Here is a 2,983-nt window from a genome sequence, read left to right as displayed (position 1 = left end):
GATAGATAATATTTGAATTAAAGACTAGAATAACCATTTTGAGCATTTGCTTTTAGGAGCAGATAATTAGATTTCCTTATATCGTGGAATATTATAAAAACACTACGATGAAGAGTTTGATCCTGGCTCAGGATGAACGCTAGCGGCAGGCCTAACACATGCAAGTCGAACGGTAACAGCTCCTTCGGGAGGCTGACGAGTGGCGCACGGGTGCGTAACGCGTATGCAATCTGCCTTGTACTGAAGTATAGCCCAGGGAAACTTGGATTAATCCTTCATAGTCTATTTGAGTGGCATCATTTAAATAGTAAAGGTTACGGTACAAGATGAGCATGCGTCCTATTAGCTAGTAGGTGTGGTAACGGCACACCTAGGCAACGATAGGTAGGGGTCCTGAGAGGGAGATCCCCCACACTGGTACTGAGACACGGACCAGACTCCTACGGGAGGCAGCAGTGAGGAATATTGGACAATGGGCGAAAGCCTGATCCAGCCATGCCGCGTGCAGGAAGACGGCCCTATGGGTTGTAAACTGCTTTTATATGGGAAGAATAAGGTCTACGTGTAGACTGATGACGGTACCATAAGAATAAGCACCGGCTAACTCCGTGCCAGCAGCCGCGGTAATACGGAGGGTGCAAGCGTTATCCGGAATCATTGGGTTTAAAGGGTCCGTAGGTGGACTAATAAGTCAGTGGTGAAAGTCTGCAGCTCAACTGTAGAATTGCCATTGATACTGTTAGTCTTGAATTGTTATGAAGTAGCTAGAATATGTAGTGTAGCGGTGAAATGCATAGATATTACATAGAATACCGATTGCGAAGGCAGGCTACTAATAATTGATTGACACTGATGGACGAAAGCGTGGGGAGCGAACAGGATTAGATACCCTGGTAGTCCACGCCGTAAACGATGGTTACTAGCTGTCCGGCTCGATTGAGAGCTGGGTGGCCAAGCGAAAGTGATAAGTAACCCACCTGGGGAGTACGTTCGCAAGAATGAAACTCAAAGGAATTGACGGGGGCCCGCACAAGCGGTGGAGCATGTGGTTTAATTCGATGATACGCGAGGAACCTTACCAGGGCTTAAATGTAGTCTGACAGATTTGGAAACAGATTTTTCTTCGGACAGATTACAAGGTGCTGCATGGTTGTCGTCAGCTCGTGCCGTGAGGTGTCAGGTTAAGTCCTATAACGAGCGCAACCCCTGTTGTTAGTTGCCATCGAGTAATGTCGGGAACTCTAACAAGACTGCCAGTGCAAACTGTGAGGAAGGTGGGGATGACGTCAAATCATCACGGCCCTTACGTCCTGGGCCACACACGTGCTACAATGGTAGGTACAGAGAGCAGCCACGTCGCAAGGCGGAGCGAATCTATAAAACCTATCACAGTTCGGATCGGGGTCTGCAACTCGACCCCGTGAAGCTGGAATCGCTAGTAATCGCATATCAGCCATGATGCGGTGAATACGTTCCCGGGCCTTGTACACACCGCCCGTCAAGCCATGGAAGCTGGGGGTACCTGAAGTCCGTCACCGCAAGGAGCGGCCTAGGGTAAAACCGGTAACTGGGGCTAAGTCGTAACAAGGTAGCCGTACCGGAAGGTGCGGCTGGAACACCTCCTTTCTAGAGCTTTGCTGCATAGCAGACAAAGCCACGACTATAAGGAAAGAAAAGTTCGAATATTTATTTTAGTTTTTAATGTTGTTGATTCAAGATATTTTTCGATTGATGGCTCACTTTAATTAGTGAGTCATTCGATTGATAAATAAAGGACAGTCTCATAGCTCAGCTGGTTAGAGCGCTACACTGATAATGTAGAGGTCGGCAGTTCGAGTCTGCCTGAGACTACTATGTGCTAAGGCACATACTAAGTTTTAGGTTATAAGCTTGAGACGTTAGTTCATAAGAAATATATTGAAGGAAATTTTTAGAGGTTGAGTAGCCGTTATAAGTACTGTTAACTAATAACTGTTAACTAGCTTTTAAATAATGGGGGATTAGCTCAGCTGGCTAGAGCGCCTGCCTTGCACGCAGGAGGTCATCGGTTCGACTCCGATATTCTCCACCAGGCAATGCCTGGAGATATGAAATATTATCTTCAGAGCTTGTGGTGAGTAGCATAGATGATTTAATTGTCTATCGCGACTCGCGATCGTTCATTGACATATTGGGAAATAATAAGAATACGAGAGAAACAAAAGTTTTTTAATCAGTAATGATTAGAAGAAATTATAGATAGAACTCATTAGAATAAAGAATACAAAGGCTTGGTAGCAATACCTAAGTCCTTATAAGAGCAAGAAGTACAATAAGCTAAATAAGGGCGTATGGGGAATGCCTAGGCTCTCAGAGGCGATGAAGGACGTGATAAGCTGCGAAAAGCTGCGGGGATTGGCACATACAAATTGATCCGCAGATATCCGAATGGGGCAACCCACTATACTGAAGGTATAGTATCCGCAAGGAGGCAAACCCGGGGAACTGAAACATCTAAGTACCCGGAGGAAGAGAAAACAAAAGTGATTCCGATAGTAGCGGCGAGCGAAATCGGATTAGCCCAAACCGGAATTGTTACGGCAGTTCCGGGGTTGTAGGACCACGACATTTTATGCGTAATGAATTAGAACACTTTGGAAAGAGTGGCCATAGACGGTGATAGCCCGGTATAGGTAAAGAGCGTTATAGATAGTGGTATCCTGAGTAGTGCGGGGCACGTGAAACCCTGTATGAATCTGGCGGGACCATCCGCTAAGGCTAAATACTCCTGAGAGACCGATAGTGAACCAGTACCGTGAGGGAAAGGTGAAAAGAACCCTGAACAAGGGAGTGAAATAGATCCTGAAACCATACGCCTACAAGCGGTCGGAGCGACGTAAGTTGTGACGGCGTGCCTTTTGCATAATGAGCCTACGAGTTACTTTATCTAGCAAGGTTAAGATGTTCAGCATCGGATCCGTAGCGAAAGCGAGTCTGAATAGGG

General features: G+C 46.3%; 2 tRNA genes and 2 rRNA genes (1 of these 4 only partly in view). All 4 read left to right on the top strand.

From position 1 onward, the window contains the following. Window positions 1-104: 104 nt before the first annotated feature. A 16S ribosomal RNA gene (locus ACIGAM_RS17345) occupies window positions 105-1,626 on the top strand. 151 nt (window positions 1,627-1,777) lie between these two features. Further along, window positions 1,778-1,851: transfer RNA gene (locus tag ACIGAM_RS17340), tRNA-Ile, on the top strand. A gap of 143 nt (window positions 1,852-1,994) precedes the next feature. Beyond that, window positions 1,995-2,071, top strand: a tRNA-Ala gene (locus ACIGAM_RS17335). A gap of 239 nt (window positions 2,072-2,310) precedes the next feature. Beyond that, a 23S ribosomal RNA gene (locus ACIGAM_RS17330) occupies window positions 2,311-2,983 on the top strand (it continues 2,158 nt past the right edge of the window). Together the 16S and 23S rRNA genes with 2 tRNA genes alongside form the textbook arrangement of a ribosomal RNA operon.

This window comes from Leeuwenhoekiella sp. NPDC079379, assembly GCF_044542075.1.
In the GTDB taxonomy this organism is placed as follows: Bacteria; Bacteroidota; Bacteroidia; order Flavobacteriales; family Flavobacteriaceae; genus Leeuwenhoekiella.
The sequence above is the reverse complement of the archived record's forward strand: the minus strand, read 5'-3'. Positions and strand labels throughout refer to the sequence as shown.